Genomic DNA, 19,450 nt, shown 5'->3' with positions numbered 1-19,450 from the left:
AACTTGTTCCCTACGAATCTTGGGGTTATTCTACGATAATATTTTGCGGTGCAACATTCACTGCATCAAACGTCATTCACACTGGAGTTTTACCATGGCGACTAAAGGTAACGGACCTACTGATCCTCAAGAGTTCATCAACTACGTAAGCCAAGAGACAAGCAAGATGCTTGAAAACTTCTCTGGCAAGGGTGCTGAGGATATGTTCTCTCAATTCACCAAGTCATGGACAGAACTTGCGACGCGCTCACTGCAAGATCCAACCCTGTGGATGCGTGCAATCGCCGATTACCAAACTGCGCAGTTTAACCTATGGCGCAACTTGTTAACCGGTAATACTACTGAAGCACCGGTTGCTGAGCCAGAGCGTGGCGATCGTCGTTTCCAGGCTGAAGAGTGGTCAACTAACCCTATTTACGACTACATCAAGCAGTCTTACTTACTGAGCTCTAAGATGCTGACTCAGATGGCTGAGAGCGCGAACCTATCGGATCAAGATCAGAACAAACTGGAGTTCTACACTCGCCAGTTCATCGATGCGATGTCGCCAACCAACTTTGCAGCAACTAACCCTGAAGTCCTGCAACAGGCGCTTGATACTAAGGGTCAGTCACTGCTCGATGGTATGAAAAACCTGCTAGCCGACTTTGAGAAAGGTCGCATCTCAATGACTGACGAGAGCGCGTTTACGCTGGGCGAGAACCTTGCCACAACCGAAGGCTCTGTTATCTTCCAGAACGATGTCATTCAGGTTATTCACTACAAGCCAGAAGGTGAACAGGTCTACACTCGCCCGACGCTGATCATTCCACCGAGCATCAACAAGTTCTACATCCTTGATCTTCAGCCACACAACTCATTTGTTAAGTACTGTATTGAACAGGGCCAAAACACCTTCCTAGTCTCTTGGCGCAACCCAACCTCTGAACAGTCAAACCTTAGCTGGGATGATCTTGTGTCAGAAGGTATCTTCGAAGCCGTTCGTGTGACCAAAGAGGTCTCTGGCAGCGATAAGATCAATACGGTGAGCTGGTGTGTCGGTGGCACATTAACAGCAACTGCACTAGCAGTAATGGCGAAGCGTAAAGATACCAGCATCGCAAGCGCAACCTTCCTTACAACGCTGACAGACTTCTCTGATCCAGGTGATCTCTGCGTCTTCATTGATGACTACCAAGTCAAACAGCTGGAGCAGAAAGTGAGCCAAGCAGGCTTCCTGAACGGACGCGAACTGGCGACGTCGTTCAACATGTTGCGCTCGAACGATCTCATCTGGTCATACGTTGTTAACAACTACCTAAAAGGTCAGACTCCACCGCCGTTTGATATCCTCTACTGGAACTCGGACAGCACCAATCTGCCAGCGGCCATGTACACCTACTACATCAATAAGATGTACCTAGAGAACAAACTGGTTGAGCCGAATGCACTGGAGATCTGTGGTGAAAAGATCGATCTTGGCGAGATCAAGATCCCTTGTTACTTCCTATCGACCATTGAAGACCACATTGCACCTTGGAAAGCGACCTTCAAAGCGACAGAGACCTTTGGTTCAGAGATCGAGTTCGTCCTTGGCGCAAGCGGTCACGTTGCCGGCGTAATCAACCCAGCTTCTAAAAACCGTCGCAACTACTGGGTTAAAGGTGAGCAGGGCCAAGGCGCTGACCACTGGTTTGAAACCTCTGAAAAAGTTGAAGGTTCTTGGTGGCCAAACTGGGCTGAGTGGGTTCGTCGTCGTGCTGGTAAAAAAGTGGATGCACCGAAAACTCTGGGTAGCAAAGAGAACAAACCGCTTGAAGCCGCACCTGGTAGCTATGTAAAAGTTCGTATCGATTAATCTTCCAAATCGATGTAAAAAACCGGACACTGTGTGCCCGGTTTTTTTATGTGTGACTGAAACGATCAGGAGATCAACATGGATAACTTTTTTGATAAGGGTTTAGAGATGCGTCGCAGCACACTGGGTGCTGAATACGTTGATAAAAACCTAGCCGCTGCTGATGACTTTAACCGCCCCTTTCAGGAGGCGATGACCGCTTGGTGCTGGGGATTTGGTTGGGGCGATGATGCCATTGATCCCAAAACACGTTCGTTAATGAATCTAGCGATGCTTGGCGCCATGGGCAAAAGTCACGAATGGGCAACCCACTGCAAGGGCGCATTGAATAATGGTTGCAGTGTTGACGAGATTCGAGCAGCTATTCATGCCGTCGGCATCTATGCCGGTGTGCCTGCAGCCGTTGAGTGCTTTCGTATTGCACGGACAGTGCTTGAGGAGGCAGGAGAGCTTTAAGCGCCCCTGATACAAGAAATAGCATGTCATTTTTTCCGCCCAACTCCAGAGTAGAGATCAAGCAGCTACTACACCTTGCCTGGCCCATGCTGCTGGCTCAGTCCTCGCAAACAGCGATGAGTCTATCCGATACTCTGATGGCCTCTTGGGCGGGCGCTGAAGAGCTGGCAGCTATCGCTCTGGGCTCCAGTATATGGACGCCACTCTCGCTATCCTTAGCAGGCGCTATGATGGCATTGACTCCGATCGTGGCACATCATGTTGGTGGAAAACGTGAAGAGGAGACCGCCTCAGAATTGTTTAACAATCTTCTGATCACACTTGCGATCGGCGTGCTCAGCTGGCTTTTCATCAATGGCGCCTCTGACTGGATTCTTACCCTACTGTCTGTAGAACCGGCTCTGAAATCCACAGCCAATGACTATCTGTTTGCGATCAGCTGGGGCATACCAGGCATGCTGCTCTATCAATCGATCAGGGCTTTTGCTGAGGGACATGGGCAGACAAAGATCGTCATGAAAATAGGCATCAGCGCTGTACTGCTCAATCTACCTCTTAACTATATTTTCATCTTCGGCAAACTGGGAATGCCTGAAATGGGCGGTGTAGGCTGTGGATGGGCGACAACAATTGTATTCTGGTACATGTTCATAGCCGGTGCTGCTTATCTGATCTACAGCCGCTATTTCAAACCGTTGAACCTCTTCAAACAGACGCTCAAACCGAACAGAGAGAAGATCAAACATCAGCTCTCTATTGGCATACCGATTGCCGCGAGCCTTGGCGTTGAGACCACCATGTTCTGCCTGATTGCGCTCTTTTTGGCCGATTACGGTGCAACGGTAATCTCTGCTCACCAGATTACACTCTCGATATCGAGCCTGATCTTTATGATGCCGCTCTCGCTCTGTTTAGCCGTCACCATCAGGGTGGGCCAACTGAATGGCGCTAAACGCTTTGCTGACGCCCAGCAAGTAGGTTTCCTAGGACTGCGCATCGCCCTTTTGATCGCCTGCTTCAGCTCAACGATTTTGTTTATACTGTCCGACGGAATCGCTGCACTCTTCTCTAAAGATGTTGAGTTAATCGCCATCGCCTCAACCCTGATTGGCTACGCCGCACTCTACCAGTTCTCCGATGCGCTTCAGCTGACCGCGAATGGCGCACTGCGCGGATACAAGGATACTCGAATCCCACTGCTGATCGCGTTTATCGCTTACTGGGTGGTTGGGCTACCCAGTGGGTATGTCATTGCCGAACATTTAGAGATGGGGGCTATCGGTTACTGGTTAGGCATACTCATCGGCTTAAGCTTTGCCGCCGTATTACTGATAAAACGACTCTATAAGCTATCCAATGAAGCACTGGTTAACCCTCCTACTTTCAACTAGTTTTATCACGGGCTGTATCAATACCGATCCAGCCCAATCTCTGGTTGAGACCTATGCCGAGCGTACCAGTCGAGCCATAGATATCGATTTTGATCTTCAACTGAACAAAACCTCTAAGCTCTACCCCATTCTTCCCGATCGAAGAGAGCGAACTGAAACCCTGAGACCCATTACCGAAGGCCTGATCGATGTTCTCGATCTTAAGCAGTGCGGGCTGATCGATCTAATCGCACAGAGAAACACCAGCCTTGGCAAATTGGCCGGTGGCTCACAACGACTGATTTACGAACTGGGGTTCATCCCAAAATTACGCAGCTGTCAGAAGCTGCTCACAGGTGACAGTAGTCAAACTGATGTGTTAGCGCGTGTTCAAGAGATCAATCAGATCAAGAGCGATAACTGGCCAAAGCAGATATGGAACAGCCTATACAGCAGCCCAGAGATGGAACAACACTTCTCACTGGGGGCTGCACCACTGTTACCCGATGCAGACTACTCAACCTCAGAGTTAATGCTGACAATGCAGCGCTTTGCTGAGATCGCTGAAACCCAAAACAATACAGACTGGCAAACACCCTCTTTTGCCAATGAGCTAGAGCGTGACTACGAAACGCTCTATCGATCCAATTTCGGATCAGAGTGGCTCGCCAGCATGGCACTGTTAACTCAGGTTTTAGAGCAGACCTCAGAAGCGATTAACCAAAGACTCAATGACAGACCGATCTGCTTTAATCAGAGGCAAAACCAGAAGTCAGAGATACTCTGGAACGTCTTTATGAAGTTTTACGTCAACAGTTTGCAACCCTACATCGCTCAGGTTGAACGTACAGGCCGCCAATGGAGTAACCTTCATCAAGCCATCATCGCGTCACTCAACCTCCCTCAAAGCCGATGGCTAGACACCTATACCCATCCCGAAGGAGAGGTCTGGTCTAGGTATCTAAAAGCTCGAGAGAACCACACCCAATCTTGGCAGAATATTTTGGATCAGTGTGGACTTCGTCCGGGTAATCAGAACTGAATTAACCCACCCACTGCTGCAGCTGGCTGATGTTCATTGCGCCCGACTGACGCTTAACCTCTTTACCGCCCTCAAAACGGACAACGGTTGGAAGGCTTCTGATGTTATAGCGAGCGGCCAGCTGTTGATTGGCTTCGGTATCAACTTTAACGAAGCGCATCTCAGGCTCAGTGCGTTTTGCCACTTCGGCAAAGGCGGGTGCCATCATTCGACAGGGTCCACACCAACCTGCCCAGAAATCAACAATAACCGGAATATCCGTATTGCGAATAAACTTAGCGAAATTCTCTTCGCTCAGGGCGATCGGTTGCTGAGTAAAGATCGCTTTTCGGCATTTACCGCAGGCAGGCCCTTTATCGAGCTTATCTTTGGGCACTCGATTGGTTGCTAAACAGTGGGGGCAGCTGAGATTAACTGATTGACTCATAACATCTCCTATATCATTAACTACTAATATATAGGCAGAAATTCAGAGTTCAAGGGGAGAACAAGACAGAGCAGCGAGAACCGTTGCCCTGCCTAAGCGATTAGAACTTCTTAACTAGGGCTTCTAGTTTAGAGGTAAGACGCTCCTCTTTTTGAGCAACGCGTTGTTGTTTACGAGCCTCTTGGTGGCGCTCTTTACGGCGCTGCTTGTACTCGTCTAGCTTAGCTTTAGCGTGCTTTTCATCTTCAGCAGTCACTTCAGCCACTTCAGCACCGGTCAAATCAACACGCTGAGCGCCAACAACCATTGACTGAAGGTAACGTGGGTTACGAACATAAGTCGCTAGCGCACGCTTAATCTTACCGCGACTGACCTTTTCATCCGCCACTAAGTCCTCTTGAATACCAATTTTCAGAGGCTTGGGTTCTTCAAGGTTGAATGTATTGGGGTAAGCGGCAATCAGCAGTTCGACTGCGGCTTGGTTAGCTTCACGGTTTTTATTGCGAGGCTTAGCTGTGTTCTGTTCTGTCACTGTTTTATTCTCTTGAAGTTGACGAGGTTCAGTTCGATCAACTTGTTGTTCAACTCTGATTAAAATTTCTTCTGCCTCTTGCAGAAGACGCTCTGTATCAGAGGCTATCTGTTGAATGATTTTACTCATCCACCTTTCCGTATTCGATAGATGAAAAGATCATCGTTCACTTCATGACTGACCAACTCGTGCCCTAAGAAGTTACAAAACTTAGGGATATCACGCTCTGTAGAGGGGTCCGTGGCAATCACCTCAAAGAGATCACCCACTTGAAGTTGAGCAATTTTACCATGCAACATCATCACTGGCTCTGGGCAGTAGAGACCGCGCGCATCCAGCTGTTCTATGGGTTCTTCAATGCTCATGGCACTATCCTTTCAATCAAGTCGCGCATTGTCGCAAATAGTTTTTAAAAACACCAACGAGTTTAAGGCCATTTAACCTTTACCTATATTAAGCCGAACGTTATTCTCAAGATATAACAAGTAGTTAGAGGACAAATCGATGATCAAGGTTTTTATAAACCGCAAGGTTCCTGCCGAACTAGAGCCACAATACACGGCCATTGCCAAAGAGACTCTGCAAGCGTCTATGCGTTCACCAGGTTTTATCAAAGGCGAGGTCATGCATGACATCAATGATCCAGAGCACCGTTTAGTCATTGCCACCTACAGCACACTGGCTGACTGGGAGCGTTGGTATCAATCTCAGGAACGTCTTGAGCTGATGAACAAACTGCGTCCCATGCTAGAGCGTGACGAGCTGATCAAAATCTACGAGCACTGATTAGACGTCTAACTCCAGGTAGCAAGTGATCTCTTCACGGTCGTGGTAGAGATGCTTGCTGACGAGACGGTAGGGTTTTTCATGCTCCTGAAGAATCATCTCCAACTGCTCTATTCGATCTGATACTTCAATGTAGCGCTTTTTCATTGGCAACTTTAAGTTGAAGATCAAACGATCAGCCCAGCCATTAATGGCCCACTTTGCCATCAACTCAATGACACGTGTCGGTTTATCAACGACATCACACACCATCAGATCCACTGGCTTGGCAGGCGCAAAGGTAAAGGCATCCTCGCGTTGGTGATCAACCTGACCGGTCTCCATTAGATCACCCTTCATGGGCCCATTATCAACCGCTGTGACAAACATGCCGCGTTTAACCAGCTGATAGGTCCAGCCACCGGGGGCCGCCCCCAAATCGACTGCTTTCATACCGCGCTGCAACCGCTCATCCCAGGCTTTTTGTGGGATAAAGTAGTGCCACGCCTCTTCAAGTTTTAATGTAGAGCGGCTCGGTGCATCGGCTGGGAATTTAAGTCGCTTAATCCCCTGCTCCCATTTGGAACTGTTATTGATCGGACTGACACCGACCCAAATCTGATTATTTTCGAGCAGGAAGATATGTAGCCGATATTCAGCCTTTGATTTTCTTGGAAGTAAAAGATCCTGCTGTCGTAAAAAGCCTGCTGCAGCACTACCGAGTTTTTTAGCCAAACCATTAAGGTTGCGGCCATCAGTAGTATCCGCACTCTCAACCAACAACTCAGAGGCTTTGGGCAGCTTAGCAACCGCTTCACTTATGGGTGTTAGGCGATCTTTTGACGAAACGCCCTGCAGCATTGGCTCACAGGCGATCCATTGGCGCGCAAAGATGAGATCGCGAAAGCGCAGCTTACTCATCAACTGCAGCGCGTTGTGAGGAGGGTTGATCACAAACTCTATATAACCCGCCAAATCATCAAACTTCGGATAACCGTAAACTCCAGCCTCCGCCGCTTTTACTGATATTTCACTGGCGGCCTCACTCTCAAAGCCACTGCGACAATAGATAATAATGTGATTCAAAGGAACCTCTCCCTAAAACAGAGGCAACAGTTTAACGAGTTAGCCGTCGTAATAGCAAAAATCAGTCACTTTTATGAAAATTGATACATATCAAAAAAGCGTTATTTTTGATGAATCAAAAAATTGACTAAAATCGAACAAATAATAAACAGATATATAGTTTGAACCAATCGTAATAAATGATTAAGTCATTTAATATCAGTAACTTACACCATTAACAAATCGTATCCGCCTTTTTAAAATTCACGACAACCGACTTATTAGATAATACTAATGGATAGCTACAACGCCCTATTTAGGGGCGTTTTGCATTGAAAAATCTTGCCCCATAACTGATAATTCGCAACGGTTTCAAAAACTATCAATTCACTTAGCTTTGATGAGAGCATGAAATGAGCACTGCAACAGCAAACACGACCTACAACTACAAAGTTGTACGCCAGTTCGCCATCATGACTGTAGTCTGGGGCATAGTTGGTATGACGATGGGTGTACTCATCGCCGCACAACTAGTCTGGCCGGCACTTAACTTCGACACTGCATGGTTCTCTTTCGGACGTCTTCGTCCGTTGCATACCAACGCAGTTATCTTCGCCTTTGGCGGATGTGCACTATTTGCAACGTCTTACTACGTTGTACAGCGCACCTGTCAGACGCGTCTAATCTCTGACGGTTTAGCATCGTTCACTTTCTGGGGTTGGCAAGCAGTCATCGTCGCAGCAGCAATCACGCTGCCGATGGGTCTGACAACCACTAAAGAGTACGCTGAACTTGAATGGCCTATCGATATCTTGATCGCGGTTGTATGGATCTCATACGCAATCGTGTTCCTAGGTACCGTTAAGAACCGTAAAACGTCGCACATCTACGTGGGCAACTGGTTCTACATGGCATTTATTATCACTGTTGCAGTGCTTCACATCGTTAACAGCATCTCTATGCCTGTTACACTGTGGAAGTCTTACTCTGTCTACCCTGGCGTTGTCGACGCGATGGTTCAGTGGTGGTACGGACACAACGCTGTAGGCTTCTTCCTAACGGCAGGCTTCCTAGGCATGATGTACTACTTCGTACCTAAGCAAGCAGAGCGTCCAATCTACTCATACCGTCTATCGATCGTTCACTTCTGGGCACTGATCGCGACGTACATGTGGGCTGGTGGTCACCACCTACACTACTCTGCGCTTCCAGACTGGACTCAGTCAGTCGGCATGGTCATGTCTTTGATACTTCTTGCACCTTCTTGGGGCGGTATGATCAACGGTATGATGACGCTATCTGGCGCTTGGCATAAGCTTCGCACAGACCCAGTTCTTCGCTTCCTTGTTGTCTCTCTATCCTTCTACGGTATGTCAACATTCGAAGGCCCAATGATGGCAATCAAGACAGTCAACGCACTGTCACACAACACTGACTGGACTATCGGCCACGTACACGCTGGTGCTCTAGGTTGGGTTGCAATGATCTCTATCGGCGCGGTTTACCACATGATTCCTAAGCTGTTTGGTAAGGCTCAGATGTACAGCGTCGGCCTAATCAACACTCACTTCTGGTTGGCAACAATCGGTACAGTTCTTTACATCTGTGCAATGTGGGTTAACGGTATCCTACAGGGTCTAATGTGGCGCGCAGTTAACGAAGACGGCACGCTTACTTACAGCTTCGTAGAAGCCCTAGAAGCGAGCCACCCAGGTTACTTTGTACGTTTCCTAGGCGGTGTCTTCTTCGTAACCGGTATGCTTCTAATGGCTTACAACGTATGGCAGACCGTACGTGCAGGCAGCACAGTAGCTAAAGCTGAAAACCCAGATCCATCAGCAGCTACTGCGTAATTAGTACCGGAGACATTAAGATGATTAAACACGATACTATTGAAAAGAACGTCGGCCTCCTTGCCCTACTGATCATCATCGTGATCAGTGGTGGTGGTTTGGCTGAGATCGTACCTCTGTTCTTCCAGAGCTCTACGACTAAGCCAATCGAAGGTCTTCGCACCTACTCAGCTCTAGAGCTTGAAGGTCGCGATATCTACATCCGTGAAGGCTGTCACGTATGTCACACTCAGATGATCCGTCCTTTCCGTGCGGAGACTGAGCGTTACGGTCACTTCTCTACTGCTAACGAGCACGTTTACGAGCACCCATTCCTTTGGGGTTCTAAGCGTACAGGTCCAGACCTAGCTCGTGTCGGCGGTCGTTACTCAGATGACTGGCAGCGTGCTCACCTATACAACCCACGTGACGTTGTACCTGAATCAAAAATGCCATCTTACCCTTGGTTGTTCGAACAGAAGCTAACGGGTAAAGACACAGCTGCGAAGATGGAAGCTCTTCGTAAGTTAGGCGTTCCATTTGACGATGCAACAATCGCTTCAGCGCGTGAAAACGTAGAAGGCAAATATGAGATCGATGCTCTAGTTGCTTACCTACAAGCGCTAGGCAAGATGCATACTGTGTACAACAACAAGCGGTAATTAATAGTGAGCTACGACGTCTACGGTCCATACATCCCAGTAGTAATGCTGGTAACGTTTCTGGCCCTGTTCATCTGGGTACTGAATCCGAAAAACCGCAAACGGTTTGACGATGCAGCCAACCTCCCCTTCCAGGATGAGGAGATTGATGAACGCACCAGAAAAACTGACAAAGACGTCGAGTAAGGAGTAGAAAGATGAGTGCTTTTTGGAGCGCATGGATCACAGTCATCACTCTAGCCGTTATTATCGGCTGTACTTGGCTGCTTCTAGCAACGCGCAAAAGTGAAACACACAAAGAAACAACTGAAGCGACTACGGGCCACGAATTCGATGGCATCGAAGAGCTTGATAACCCACTACCACGCTGGTGGTTCCAACTATTCATTGGTACGGTTATCTTCTCTCTTGGTTACCTAGCGCTTTACCCAGGTCTTGGTAACTTCAAAGGCCTTCTTGGTTGGACGTCGGCTAACCAGTGGGAAGAGGAAGTGGCACACGCAGAAGAGGTCTACAAACCTGTTTTCGCTAAATACGCTTCGCTATCAATTGAAGAGCTAAACCAACCAGGTAACGAAGCAGGCCTTAAAATGGGTCAGCGTATGTTTGCCAACAACTGTTCTGTTTGTCACGGTACTGGCGGTCAGGGTGCTTACGGCTTCCCTAACCTAACCGACAAAGATTGGTTGTACGGTGGCGAGCCACAAACCATTATGATGTCTATCGTCAATGGTCGTCGTGGTGCGATGCCTGCTTGGGGTGCGGTACTGGGTGAAGATGGTGTTCAAGACGTGACTAACTACGTGCTTAGCATCAGCGGCAACGAACACGACGCAGCAGCAGCTGAACGTGGTCAAGCACAATACAACACTCTGTGTGCGGCATGTCACATGCCAACAGGTAAAGGTATGGCGGCACTGGGTGCACCAAACCTAACTGATGACACTTGGCTATACGGCGGCAAGTTTGAGCAGATCGCTCACACTATCCGTGCTGGCCGTGCAGGCGTAATGCCAGCGCACAAAGATCTTCTTTCAGAAGATAAGATCAAACTGATCTCTGCATACGTCTACAGCTTGTCTAACAACTAATAGACCCCCTGCAGAAGAAAAGGCGACCTGATATATATCAAGTCGCCTTTTTTTTATTCCATTTATAATAGACAATCAAATCAAGTCATATAAGCACAGGCGAGTTGCATGTCTAATATCCCAGTTAAAGATGTCACCCCAAAAAAAGGCTCTGGCGCTGCTGAAACCTACGATCTATACGCTAAACGTGAAGAGATCTACGTCAAGTACACGACCGGCCTATTCAAGAATCTACGAAACATCTCAAGTGCGATCATGTTGCTGATGTTCTACGGTTTCTCTTGGATCCAATACGATGGCAAACAGGCCGTACTATTTGATCTACCAAACCGCCAGTTCCATGTCTTTAACTTCACGTTTTGGCCACAAGATTTCATGCTGCTTTCGTGGCTGCTGATCATTCTCGCCTTTACCCTCTTCTTTGTAACAGTGTTTGCCGGTCGCATCTGGTGTGGCTATGCCTGCCCACAGTTTGTCTGGACTTGGTTGTTCATACGCATCGAACAGCTGACCGAGGGTGATCGCAACGCTCGCATGAAGCTGGATAAAGCGCCTTGGAGTGCAAATAAGCTTCTGCGCAAACTGGCTAAGCACCTTATCTGGCTTGCTATAGGTGCCGTATCAGCCGTTGCGTTTGTTGGCTACTTCTCGCCGGTACGCGAATTGGTTCCAAACATCCTAAGTTTCAATCTTGGACCCTGGGAGCTTTGGTGGTTGGCCTTCTTTACGGTAGGCACCTACGGTGCGGCTGGCTGGTTGCGCGAACAGGTCTGTATCTACATGTGCCCATACGCTCGTTTCCAGAGCGTTATGTTTGACCAAGATACCTTGATCATCTCTTACGATGAGAAACGCGGGGAGAACCGTGGTGCTCGTAAGCGCCATATCGATCACAAGGCTGAAGGCTTAGGTGACTGTATCGACTGTGGTCACTGTGTGCACGTCTGCCCTGTCGGTATCGATATCCGTGATGGTCTTCAATATGAGTGTGTCGCTTGTGGTGCCTGTGTCGATGCCTGTGACAACATCATGGAGAAGATGGGCTATGAGAAAGGTCTGGTTCGCTACACCACCGAGCATGAGCTTAACGGTAAAAAAACCCATATCTTCCGCCCTCGCTTGATCGGTTACTTCGTCGCGATCTGTGCCATGTTCATCGCCTTCAGTTATGTACTCTTTACACGAGTGCCGCTTGAGGTGGACGTTATTCGTGAACGCGGTCAGCTCTACAGCACCACCAATGAGGGTTTAATTCGTAACACCTACACACTAAAACTGGCAAACAAATCACAACGTGATTACCAGTACGAGATCCGTGTTGAAGGGTTAGAGGATGCCATCATCAAAGGTGATACCGTAGTAAACGTAGCCGTTGGTGAACTACTCGATCACAACCTGTCGATCATTCTGGATCCTCGCGCTATGGAGCGAGCAAACTATGAGATCGATTTTATCGTAACAGCGACTGATGGCTCAGGCGTTGAAGCTGAATCAGAAAGTCGTTTTATAGGTCCTGCGCCGAAGCGTTAAGACAGTGTCACAGAGAATCTGTGATATACTCGCGCGCGGATATTCTTAGGGGTATCCGCGCTTTATTTTAGTCACTATTTTGAGGTTTACATGACTGAACAGACTCACGACATTGGCCCTTGGTACAAGCAGAAATGGCTATGGTTTGTATTGGCGCCGTTGATCGCTGTGGTTATCTATGGAACAACCTTCCTCTATCTTGCTATTACGACTATGGATGGCGTGGTTAAAGACGATTACTACAAAGAGGCACGTGGTACTAATGTCGACACCAGCCGTTCAGATGAAGCGGATCGCTTAGGCATTCACGGTGAAGTATTGCTGGACACACTGACCGGTGACATTCGCTTGGATCTTAAATCGAACAGTTTTTTGGGTGATCAACTCTCTGTTGATCTGGTTCACCCTACCCACCAGAAGTATGATCAAAGCCTTACGGTTCGTTCAGTGGGTGGTACAGGTGTCTACGTTGGCAACTTACAGAGCACACTTACCGGCAAACGCTACCTGATCATTACCAACACTGAGGGTAACTGGCGTCTACGTCGCGAAATATTGCCCCCTTACGATCAAAATACCTTCAAGGTGGGTAAGTTCTAACAGACCAAAATGAGTAATCCAAAAGACTCTTGTTTTCACTGTGCCACCCCTATTCCTAAGGGGGTGAAGGTTGAGCTTTCAATTGATGGAAAGCAAGAGTCATTTTGTTGCCCCGCCTGCCGTGCGGTCACTCAAACAATACTGGGCTCAGGTCTAGAGAAGTACTACCAGCACCGCGGCAGTCAACAGCAAGAACGCCCCACTGAAATAGAGTCCGAAGATCAACTCGCACTCTATGATAATGAATCCATTCAAGCACCCTTCGTCAGAACCATAGACTCCGATCGCAAAGAGGCCCTCTTTGTCATTGAAGGGATCCACTGTGCTGCCTGTGTTTGGCTTTTAGAGAAGCATCTGACCGAACAGGTTGGTGTCACTAGCTTTACCGTTAACCTAACCAACCACCGCGCTCGACTCGTTTGGAACCCGTCAGAGAAACCCTTAAGTGAACTGATGGCCGCCATCATTTCGATCGGTTACACACCTCACCCGTTTACGCCCAACCAAGAAGAGAAGCTCTACGAACAGGAGCAGAAAAAGGCGATGCGCCGACTGGGTGTTGCCGGTGTCGGCATGATGCAGGTGATGATGATGTCATCGGCACTCTACCTAGGTGACGCCTTCTTCATGGAGGAGCACATCCAGAACTTTATTCGCTGGACCAGCTTCATTGTTGCCACCCCTGTTGTATTTTATGCCGCGCGCCCCTTCTTCAACGCGGCCCGACGGGATCTTCGCACCCGACACCTCAGTATGGATGTGCCGGTATCTATCGCTATAGGTGGCGCTTATATAGCCAGCGTATGGGCTACGATCACGCAGAGCGGCGAGGTCTACTACGACTCGGTCTCGATGTTCACCTTCTTCCTATTGATTGGCCGCTTCTTCGAGATGAAAGCGCGCCACAGAACCGGTATGGCCGGCAATGAGTTGGCCAATATTCTTCCAGCCAGCGCTACGCGATTGACCGAGACAGGCGAACAGCTTGTCCCGGTATCGGAACTCAACCCAGGCGATCGCGTACTGGTTAAGCCCGGTCACTCCATACCAGCTGATGGCATACTCTTTACGCAACACACCAGCATTGATGAGTCGGCCCTCACCGGTGAGCCTCTGCCCGTCAGCAAAGCGCTTGGCGACCCTTTAGTAGGCGGTACCATCAATATGGAGCAAGCGATTGAGATGGAGATCACCAGCAGTGCTGAACAGTCTCGCATGTCCTCCATTTTGAATCTATTGGATCGTGCTCAGGCTGATAAACCCAAGGCGGCTCAGATTGCCGACAAGGTTGCGAGCTATTTTGTCGCTGGCGTTCTTCTAACGGCTGTCGTTGTCAGTCTTATCTGGTGGCAGATATCCCCTTCAGACGCTTTCTGGGTGACACTCTCCGTCCTAGTAGTCACCTGCCCTTGCGCACTCTCCTTGGCTACACCGACGGCTTTAACAGCAGCCATAGGTTCTCTGCGTAAAATGGGACTGCTGGTTACTCGCGGGCATGTATTAGAGAGTTTGGCACAGTGCACGGCCGTCTACTTTGATAAAACCGGCACACTGACCACCGGCAAACTGACGTTGCGTGAGACCACCCCTCTCTGTGAGCAGTCCGTTGATGAGCTCAATCAACTAGCGGCAGCAATTGAGAGCCGCTCAGAGCACCCCATCGCGTCCGCTTTTGCTCCCTACTTTGAATACTCTGTTGAAGAGGCCACTAACCATGTGGGTAGAGGCGTAGAGGGAACGATTAACGGAAACACCTATCGTATTGGTAAACCCGGGTTTGTATCCGAACTCTTTGGAAACCAACCTCCCACTCACCCAGAAGGGACAGGGATTTTTCTTCTGATGGGTAATAGCTCCGGCCCTCTCGCCTGGTTTTCGATTGACGATCAACTTCGACCTGAGGCTATTGAAGCGGTTAAGCAGATCCAAGCATTGGGATTACCTGTTGGCATGCTAACCGGTGATCGCGAAGCGAATGCACAACGCATCGCCTCTGAGTTAGGGATCGATCATGTTGAAGCGCACTTGTCGCCAGAAGATAAGCTAGCTCGTGTAAAGGCGATGCAAAACGACGGTGAACGCATCCTGATGATTGGCGATGGTATCAACGACATTCCCGTTCTGTCCGGTGCGCAGACCTCTATTGCGATGAACGGCGCGACAGACCTTGCCAAAACATCCTCTGATGCTGTGTTGGTCAGCTCTGATCTAAGACGCATCCCTGGTTCACTTAACATGGCTCGCAAAACACGCAACATCATTCGTCAAAATATTGGCTGGGCTTTGTTATACAACCTAATCGCGCTACCCTTAGCAGCAAGTGGTTTTATTGCCCCCTGGATGGCGGCTATTGGCATGTCCCTTAGCTCTCTGATTGTTGTCGGCAATGCCCTTCGTTTAACTAAACAGCTGTAGGATTTTATGGAAATCGTCTATCTACTCATCCCTGTCGCAATCATCTTAGTGGCATTTGCGACCTGGGCTTTCTTCTACAGCGTAAATTCTGGTCAATTTGATGACCTAGAGTCCCCTGCTCATCGCATTCTATACGACGATGATGAAGATATGATTCCTGAAGACGCGCGCGTCAAAAAAGAGCCTGAAGCTCCATCCTCTGAAACACCAAAAGATTGAGCATGCTGCCCGCCTCTCTTAGCTTCACCTCGGCATTCATCATTGGCCTTCTTGGCACAACACACTGCCTAGCCATGTGTGGTGGACTTGCCTCGAGTCTCAGTATAGGTGGAACAGGTCGAGCCAACTCCCTATTAGGTCTGTTTAGCTACAATCTTGGACGTATCGCTAGCTACTGTGCAGCGGGTGCCATTCTTGGTCTGTTAGGTGCAACCCTACAACAGACAGAGATAGCCTTTGCGCTACGCTGGATTGCAGGCCTTCTACTGATCAGCATGGGCCTCTACATCGCACAGTGGTGGTTTGGTTTAACCAAACTGGAACAGGCTGGTTCGCTATTGTGGAAACAGATAGCGCCTCTCCTTAAACCCTTTATGCCTGCCGATACCCCGTTTAAAGCCCTAGTACTGGGCATTGGCTGGGGCTGGCTACCTTGCGGTCTGGTCTACAGCACCTTAATCTGGTCATCGGCCGCCGGGAGCGTTACAGAAAGCACTCTACTCATGCTGGGCTTTGGCTTGGGTACATTACCAGCCATGCTCGCCACTGGACTACTGGCTAAACAACTACGCGAGCTGGTCGCCCACACTTTGGTACGCAAACTCTCGGGGCTGCTGTTGATACTGATGGGCATTTGGACACTGCTAAGCGCGTAGCGGTTGACCCGTATCAACACATAAACCTCTATTATTGCCTAATATTCTTAAATCTGATGATTAAGGAATATTACTGTGCTGCAACAGACCAACATCCAGTGGGATACCGACCTGATTCGCCGTTATGATTTAGCAGGTCCACGCTACACCTCTTACCCAACCGCACTGCAATTTACTGACACTCCAGACAGTGTCAAAACGCTCTCTAAAGCGATCAGTGAGCGCGACAGTCGTAAGCCTTTATCACTCTATATTCACATCCCCTTCTGTGCACACGTCTGCTACTACTGTGGATGCAACAAAGTGGTCACAAAAGATCGTTCCCGCGCAGAACCCTACCTTCAGACGCTGTTAAAAGAGATTAAACTGCGCAGCGCTGAACTGGGCAGTGACGTTCAAGTGGATCAGCTTCACTGGGGTGGTGGTACACCCACCTTCATCGATGATGAGCAGACCGCTCGCTTAATGCAGGCACTAAAAGAGGCCTTCAAACTGCGTGATGATGATCAGGGTGACTACGCCATCGAGATCGACCCTCGTGAGATGACACCTGGCCGCTTAAAACTGCTGCGTGAATTAGGTTTCAACCGCATCAGCATAGGGGTTCAGGATGTTAACGAAGCGGTTCAAATCAAGGTAAACCGCGTGCAATCTCTAGAGATGACAACGGACCTTCTTAAAGAGGCGCGTGAACTGGGCTTTCGCTCAATCAATGTCGATCTAATCTATGGCTTGCCGCTGCAAACTGAAGAGAGCTTTGCCGAGACCTTGGACCGAATTCTAGAGCTACGACCCGATCGTCTCTCGGTATTTAACTATGCTCACCTACCCGAGCGTTTCAAACCGCAGCGTCGCATCAATGCCGATGAGTTACCCGACGCGCTCACTAAACTTGCGATTCACCATCAAAGTATTGAGAATCTGACGGCAGCGGGCTACCGCAACATTGGTATGGATCACTTTGCTCTGCCAGACGACACACTGACACAACACCAAGATGATGGAACGCTGCACCGTAACTTCCAGGGCTATACCACTCACTCACAGTGTGACCTAATTGGTTTAGGCGTCTCATCTATTAGTCAGATTGGCGATTACTACCTACAGAACAGCCCTAACATTGAGCGCTACACTCAGGATATTGAATCTCAGGGCTCAGCATTAACCAAAGAGTACTGCCTCAATGAGGATGACAAAATTCGCAGAGCGGTGATTACCCGCCTGATCTGTGACTTCCAACTCGATTTTGCCGATCAATCCAAAGCGCTCAATATCGACTTTAAAGAGTATTTTGCTAACGAATTAAAACTGCTTGAGCCGATGGCACAGGATGGCCTGATTCATTTAAGAGAGGATGGAATGGATGTCACCGCCGCTGGGCGTTTGTTGATTCGTCGAATCTGCATGACCTTTGATGCCTATATCGATCACTCAGAACAGCGATTTTCTAAAATCATCTAATCCGATTTTGCACAGTAAATTTAACTAAAAGTGGACCGTTAAAAAGTCCACTTTTTTATCTAAATTGACTTGGGTCAATAAAGCGCTTTTGGATATACTGTCAGGCAACTAAGGAGCAGTTATGTCTGACACCAAAAACATCAAACTCGCCAGCATCGGCCAGGTAAGCTGTAACACCTGCAGCTTGAGTACACTCTGCTTGCCTGTCTCTCTAAACGACGAAGAGGCGCTTCGCCTCGACGATATCGTTGATAAGAGCAAACCACTTCACAAGGGCGACTTCCTGTTTAGACAGGGTGAAGAGTTCACGTCACTGTTCGCCATTCGTGCGGGGTCGTTAAAAACTTACTCTGTAAACCCTGAGGGAGAAGAGCAGATCAACGGTTTCTACTTCCCAGGTGAACTGGTTGGCCTAGCCGGATTCGATTCAGGCAGCTACCCAATGTCGGCTAAGATGCTTGAGACGACCACTGTCTGTGAGATCCCTTTCTCACGCTTGGACGATCTGGCAGGTCAAATGCCAGAGCTGCGTCGTTCTGTGATGCGCTCTATGAGCCACGAGATCAGCGATGACCAACAGATGATGATGCTGCTCTCTAAAAAGACGGCGGAACAACGTATCGCAACCTTTATTTTCAAGCTGTCGCAACGTTATGCCCTGCGTGGCTACTCTGCACAATCCTTCCGACTTTCGATGTCACGTAACGAAATAGGCAACTACCTTGGCCTAGCGGTCGAGACGGTCAGTCGAATCTTTACACGCTTCTCTTCACAAGAGCTGATTCGTGTTGAAGGTAAAGAGCTGGAAATTCTTGATCAAGCAGCGCTGCTGGATGCGGCAGGTGAAGCACCTAGCCCAGAGTGCAATCAACACCACGGTTAAATAAGGATCTTTAATGTCTTACGACGAGCACTATGTAAAATCGGTTGTCCGCTCTATTCCAGATTGGCCAGAGCCTGGCATTCTGTTCCGTGATATTACGCCGATTTTTCAAGATCCACGTGCCTCTCGCATGGTCGCAAACGCCTTTATTGATCGTTACATGCAGATGGATATTACCCACATAGCCTGTATCGATGCTCGAGGTTTTCTATTTGGTGCGATTATTGCGCACCAGCTGAACAAGCCTCTGATTTTGGTTCGTAAAAAAGGCAAGTTGCCCGGTGAAACGATTCACCAAGACTATACGCTAGAGTACGGCACAGCCTCCGTGGAGATTCAGAAGGATGCCGTTACCGCTGGCGACAAAGTGGTATTGATCGATGACCTTATTGCCACTGGGGGCACAGCACTGGCGGCCTGCACACTGATCAACGGTCTAGGGGCTAGCGTTGTTGAGGTGGCAGCGCTGATTGACCTGCCAGACCTTAACGGATCACAAAAAATCCAAGACACCGGCGTCCCCGTATACTGTTTACTGGCCTACGACGGTCTCTAATAGAAACCGAGGTTTAGCCACCTCGGTTTTTTTATACCTATTAACGATAAA

General features: G+C 48.8%; 21 protein-coding genes. 17 read left to right on the top strand and 4 right to left on the bottom strand.

What is annotated here, in order from left to right; all coding sequences use genetic code 11:
* Positions 1-94: 94 nt before the first annotated feature.
* The 4 genes from XMM383_RS01295 (at position 95) to XMM383_RS01280 (ending at position 4,705) form a co-directional block, all read left to right on the top strand.
* On the top strand, positions 95-1,837 hold the full coding sequence (locus tag XMM383_RS01295; protein ID WP_173494399.1) for an alpha/beta hydrolase: 1,743 nt from the start codon (positions 95-97) through the stop codon (positions 1,835-1,837).
* A 78-nt stretch (positions 1,838-1,915) separates the two neighbouring features.
* Positions 1,916-2,293 carry a carboxymuconolactone decarboxylase family protein gene (locus XMM383_RS01290; RefSeq protein ID WP_173480796.1) on the top strand — a complete coding sequence of 126 codons (378 nt, stop codon included), beginning with the start codon at positions 1,916-1,918 and terminating at the stop codon, positions 2,291-2,293.
* A 23-nt stretch (positions 2,294-2,316) separates the two neighbouring features.
* A complete protein-coding gene (locus XMM383_RS01285; protein ID WP_173480795.1) occupies positions 2,317-3,684 on the top strand; it encodes an MATE family efflux transporter in 1,368 nt (455 codons plus the stop codon).
* Entirely contained in the window at positions 3,650-4,705 is a 1,056-nt protein-coding gene (locus XMM383_RS01280; protein ID WP_173480794.1) for a DUF3080 family protein, read from the top strand. The genes XMM383_RS01285 and XMM383_RS01280 overlap by 35 nt, the downstream gene beginning before the upstream one ends.
* Before the next feature lies 1 nt (position 4,706).
* On the opposite strand, the gene trxC is transcribed toward XMM383_RS01280, so the two are convergent.
* From trxC to tusA, 3 genes are all read right to left on the bottom strand, one after another.
* Positions 4,707-5,132, bottom strand: a complete 426-nt coding sequence (gene trxC / locus XMM383_RS01275; protein ID WP_173482399.1) for a thioredoxin TrxC — start codon at positions 5,130-5,132, stop codon at positions 4,707-4,709.
* 100 nt (positions 5,133-5,232) lie between these two features.
* Entirely contained in the window at positions 5,233-5,793 is a 561-nt protein-coding gene (locus XMM383_RS01270; protein ID WP_173482398.1) for a ProQ/FINO family protein, read from the bottom strand.
* Positions 5,790-6,029 carry a sulfurtransferase TusA gene (tusA, locus tag XMM383_RS01265; protein WP_173488938.1) on the bottom strand — a complete coding sequence of 80 codons (240 nt, stop codon included), beginning with the start codon at positions 6,027-6,029 and terminating at the stop codon, positions 5,790-5,792. The genes XMM383_RS01270 and tusA overlap by 4 nt, the downstream gene beginning before the upstream one ends.
* A 139-nt stretch (positions 6,030-6,168) precedes the next feature.
* Between tusA and XMM383_RS01260 the strand changes: the two genes are divergently transcribed.
* On the top strand, positions 6,169-6,450 hold the full coding sequence (locus XMM383_RS01260) for an antibiotic biosynthesis monooxygenase (protein ID WP_173480790.1): 282 nt from the start codon (positions 6,169-6,171) through the stop codon (positions 6,448-6,450).
* Here the strand turns inward: XMM383_RS01260 and rlmM are convergent, their stop codons facing one another.
* The gene (gene rlmM / locus XMM383_RS01255) at positions 6,451-7,515 is read right to left on the bottom strand and encodes a 23S rRNA (cytidine(2498)-2'-O)-methyltransferase RlmM (RefSeq protein WP_173480789.1); all 1,065 of its coding nucleotides are present in this window, start codon (positions 7,513-7,515) and stop codon (positions 6,451-6,453) included.
* A gap of 392 nt (positions 7,516-7,907) precedes the next feature.
* Here rlmM and ccoN point away from each other — a divergent pair, with 392 nt between their 5' ends.
* The 12 genes from ccoN (at position 7,908) to XMM383_RS01195 (ending at position 19,399) form a co-directional block, all read left to right on the top strand.
* The gene (gene ccoN / locus XMM383_RS01250) at positions 7,908-9,347 is read left to right on the top strand and encodes a cytochrome-c oxidase, cbb3-type subunit I (RefSeq protein ID WP_173480788.1); all 1,440 of its coding nucleotides are present in this window, start codon (positions 7,908-7,910) and stop codon (positions 9,345-9,347) included.
* Positions 9,348-9,367: 20 nt separating this feature from the next.
* Positions 9,368-9,988 carry a cytochrome-c oxidase, cbb3-type subunit II gene (gene ccoO, locus XMM383_RS01245; protein WP_173480787.1) on the top strand — a complete coding sequence of 207 codons (621 nt, stop codon included), beginning with the start codon at positions 9,368-9,370 and terminating at the stop codon, positions 9,986-9,988.
* Positions 9,989-9,994: 6 nt separating this feature from the next.
* A complete protein-coding gene (locus XMM383_RS01240; RefSeq protein WP_173480786.1) occupies positions 9,995-10,174 on the top strand; it encodes a cbb3-type cytochrome c oxidase subunit 3 in 180 nt (59 codons plus the stop codon).
* Between the two features lie 11 nt (positions 10,175-10,185).
* Positions 10,186-11,079, top strand: a complete 894-nt coding sequence (ccoP, locus tag XMM383_RS01235; protein ID WP_173480785.1) for a cytochrome-c oxidase, cbb3-type subunit III — start codon at positions 10,186-10,188, stop codon at positions 11,077-11,079.
* Positions 11,080-11,187: 108 nt separating this feature from the next.
* Entirely contained in the window at positions 11,188-12,609 is a 1,422-nt protein-coding gene (gene ccoG, locus XMM383_RS01230; RefSeq protein WP_173494398.1) for a cytochrome c oxidase accessory protein CcoG, read from the top strand.
* A gap of 90 nt (positions 12,610-12,699) precedes the next feature.
* Positions 12,700-13,209 (top strand): FixH family protein, encoded by a 510-nt coding sequence (locus tag XMM383_RS01225; RefSeq protein WP_173482395.1) that lies wholly within the window; start codon positions 12,700-12,702, stop codon positions 13,207-13,209.
* A gap of 9 nt (positions 13,210-13,218) precedes the next feature.
* On the top strand, positions 13,219-15,624 hold the full coding sequence (locus XMM383_RS01220; RefSeq protein WP_173494397.1) for a heavy metal translocating P-type ATPase: 2,406 nt from the start codon (positions 13,219-13,221) through the stop codon (positions 15,622-15,624).
* Between the two features lie 6 nt (positions 15,625-15,630).
* Positions 15,631-15,843: a cbb3-type cytochrome oxidase assembly protein CcoS gene (gene ccoS / locus XMM383_RS01215; protein WP_173480781.1), complete on the top strand. Its 213-nt coding sequence runs from the start codon at positions 15,631-15,633 to the stop codon at positions 15,841-15,843.
* A 2-nt stretch (positions 15,844-15,845) separates the two neighbouring features.
* On the top strand, positions 15,846-16,499 hold the full coding sequence (locus tag XMM383_RS01210) for a sulfite exporter TauE/SafE family protein (protein ID WP_173494396.1): 654 nt from the start codon (positions 15,846-15,848) through the stop codon (positions 16,497-16,499).
* Positions 16,500-16,574: 75 nt separating this feature from the next.
* On the top strand, positions 16,575-17,960 hold the full coding sequence (hemN, locus tag XMM383_RS01205; protein ID WP_173494395.1) for an oxygen-independent coproporphyrinogen III oxidase: 1,386 nt from the start codon (positions 16,575-16,577) through the stop codon (positions 17,958-17,960).
* A 121-nt stretch (positions 17,961-18,081) separates the two neighbouring features.
* Positions 18,082-18,843 (top strand): fumarate/nitrate reduction transcriptional regulator Fnr, encoded by a 762-nt coding sequence (fnr, locus tag XMM383_RS01200; protein ID WP_173480778.1) that lies wholly within the window; start codon positions 18,082-18,084, stop codon positions 18,841-18,843.
* Between the two features lie 13 nt (positions 18,844-18,856).
* Complete coding sequence (locus tag XMM383_RS01195) at positions 18,857-19,399, top strand: adenine phosphoribosyltransferase (protein WP_173480777.1); 543 nt, start codon at positions 18,857-18,859, stop codon at positions 19,397-19,399.
* Positions 19,400-19,450: the final 51 nt, after the last annotated feature.

This window comes from Marinobacterium sp. xm-m-383 (assembly GCF_013283255.1).
GTDB lineage: Bacteria > Pseudomonadota > Gammaproteobacteria > Pseudomonadales > Balneatricaceae > Marinobacterium_E.
The sequence above is the reverse complement of the archived record's forward strand: the minus strand, read 5'-3'. Positions and strand labels throughout refer to the sequence as shown.

Bases quoted from the DNA above. Each gene is read 5' to 3' on its own strand.
- XMM383_RS01295 (WP_173494399.1), top strand. From the start codon at position 95: ATGGCGACTAAAGGTAACGGACCTACTGATCCTCAAGAGTTCATCAAC.
- XMM383_RS01290 (WP_173480796.1), top strand. From the start codon at position 1,916: ATGGATAACTTTTTTGATAAGGGTTTAGAGATGCGTCGCAGCACACTG.
- XMM383_RS01285 (WP_173480795.1), top strand. From the start codon at position 2,317: ATGTCATTTTTTCCGCCCAACTCCAGAGTAGAGATCAAGCAGCTACTA.
- XMM383_RS01280 (WP_173480794.1), top strand. From the start codon at position 3,650: ATGAAGCACTGGTTAACCCTCCTACTTTCAACTAGTTTTATCACGGGC.
- trxC (WP_173482399.1), bottom strand. From the start codon at position 5,132: ATGAGTCAATCAGTTAATCTCAGCTGCCCCCACTGTTTAGCAACCAAT.
- XMM383_RS01270 (WP_173482398.1), bottom strand. From the start codon at position 5,793: ATGAGTAAAATCATTCAACAGATAGCCTCTGATACAGAGCGTCTTCTG.
- tusA (WP_173488938.1), bottom strand. From the start codon at position 6,029: ATGAGCATTGAAGAACCCATAGAACAGCTGGATGCGCGCGGTCTCTAC.
- XMM383_RS01260 (WP_173480790.1), top strand. From the start codon at position 6,169: ATGATCAAGGTTTTTATAAACCGCAAGGTTCCTGCCGAACTAGAGCCA.
- ccoN (WP_173480788.1), top strand. From the start codon at position 7,908: ATGAGCACTGCAACAGCAAACACGACCTACAACTACAAAGTTGTACGC.
- ccoO (WP_173480787.1), top strand. From the start codon at position 9,368: ATGATTAAACACGATACTATTGAAAAGAACGTCGGCCTCCTTGCCCTA.
- ccoP (WP_173480785.1), top strand. From the start codon at position 10,186: ATGAGTGCTTTTTGGAGCGCATGGATCACAGTCATCACTCTAGCCGTT.
- ccoG (WP_173494398.1), top strand. From the start codon at position 11,188: ATGTCTAATATCCCAGTTAAAGATGTCACCCCAAAAAAAGGCTCTGGC.
- XMM383_RS01225 (WP_173482395.1), top strand. From the start codon at position 12,700: ATGACTGAACAGACTCACGACATTGGCCCTTGGTACAAGCAGAAATGG.
- XMM383_RS01220 (WP_173494397.1), top strand. From the start codon at position 13,219: ATGAGTAATCCAAAAGACTCTTGTTTTCACTGTGCCACCCCTATTCCT.
- ccoS (WP_173480781.1), top strand. From the start codon at position 15,631: ATGGAAATCGTCTATCTACTCATCCCTGTCGCAATCATCTTAGTGGCA.
- XMM383_RS01210 (WP_173494396.1), top strand. From the start codon at position 15,846: ATGCTGCCCGCCTCTCTTAGCTTCACCTCGGCATTCATCATTGGCCTT.
- fnr (WP_173480778.1), top strand. From the start codon at position 18,082: ATGTCTGACACCAAAAACATCAAACTCGCCAGCATCGGCCAGGTAAGC.
- XMM383_RS01195 (WP_173480777.1), top strand. From the start codon at position 18,857: ATGTCTTACGACGAGCACTATGTAAAATCGGTTGTCCGCTCTATTCCA.